The following is a 1,022-nucleotide window of genomic DNA, read 5'->3' on the forward strand; positions in this document are numbered from 1 at the left end:
TAGTACGCGATTGATTGTGGACGAGAGTTGCCTGCCAAGGTTGGCGTAGTCGAAGTGAGACGATCTACTCACGCCAAAGTACTCATCGTAGACGACAAATTTTTCAACCCCGTCCGCGACTACCTCGTCCGGGTGTTCAAGAAGTATCTGATGGGCATGTCGCAGTCTCTCATCGTAATTCCCATTGGAAGACGCCCCGTCAGAGTCTGCTCCCGCGATTCGTAACCTGGATACCTCTTCCCTGAGCCGCACAGGGTCAGGAATGTGGCGGTTAAGAGCGGCGCGTATCCCGGCAAGTCCATCTGCAAGGATCGAATGACTGGATGATGAGCTGCCGTCTTCCGGGCTAAGCGAGGGGAGGTTCGAATCCGCAGGAAGAATGATTCGCGGAAAATCTGAACTCACTGCTCCATCCATGCCAACTCCCTTGCGCTACAGATTTAGCGCTCCGATGGGTCTCCTTATCTGCCGATACCCTCCCGAGCTTTTCGCAACTCTTCAGAGAAACCGCGAAAATCACCCTTATAGCCAAGGCATGTAGTGAGGAAATCAAGCCAGACCCCGCCGCGTTGCGACAGCCTAATGAGAATTTCATTTTCGGTGTCGGCGGGAAGGTGGAGAGACTGCATCCACTCCGCATCCGCCTCGCTCTGCTCTACCTGCAGCATGAAGGCGGCGAGCATGACCGCTTCAACCCCTGAGCTAACGCTCGGTGCCGTTTGCGCCGAGGCGTGAGGGTCCGGACTTCCTTTAGCCGATGACACATCGTTTGGCCTCAATGTGGCCTCCGAGGCAACGACGGGCAGAGTCTCCGCTGCCCGCTCTACGAACGGACTTCGCTCAAGGCGCAGGTCCTCGCAATCAGGCTGCCACCTTTGCCGCATCTGTGCCATTCGCAAACCTTGACTGGTATAGACCGCCCCGAGCTAAGCGAGGGGTTGCCCGCGGATGCCCTGACGAGTCTTGGTGCCCCCTGACCGACCCCGCAGCTGCGCAGGATCGTATCGGTGGTTCAGAGAAGC

The 1,022-nt window shown here is 57.3% G+C and carries 2 protein-coding genes; both read right to left on the reverse strand.

Annotation, left to right across the window (positions count from 1 at the left end):
- A partial coding sequence (locus ABTY04_RS41075) for a hypothetical protein (RefSeq protein WP_352218535.1) occupies window positions 1–417 on the reverse strand: 417 nt, incomplete at its 3' end.
- Window positions 418–461: 44 nt separating this feature from the next.
- Complete coding sequence (locus ABTY04_RS41080; RefSeq protein ID WP_352218536.1) at window positions 462–683, reverse strand: hypothetical protein; 222 nt, start codon at window positions 681–683, stop codon at window positions 462–464.
- Window positions 684–1,022: the final 339 nt, after the last annotated feature.

The sequence above is a fragment of the Streptomyces sp. NPDC097981 genome, assembly GCF_040302565.1.
In the GTDB taxonomy this organism is placed as follows: Bacteria; Actinomycetota; Actinomycetes; order Streptomycetales; family Streptomycetaceae; genus Streptomyces.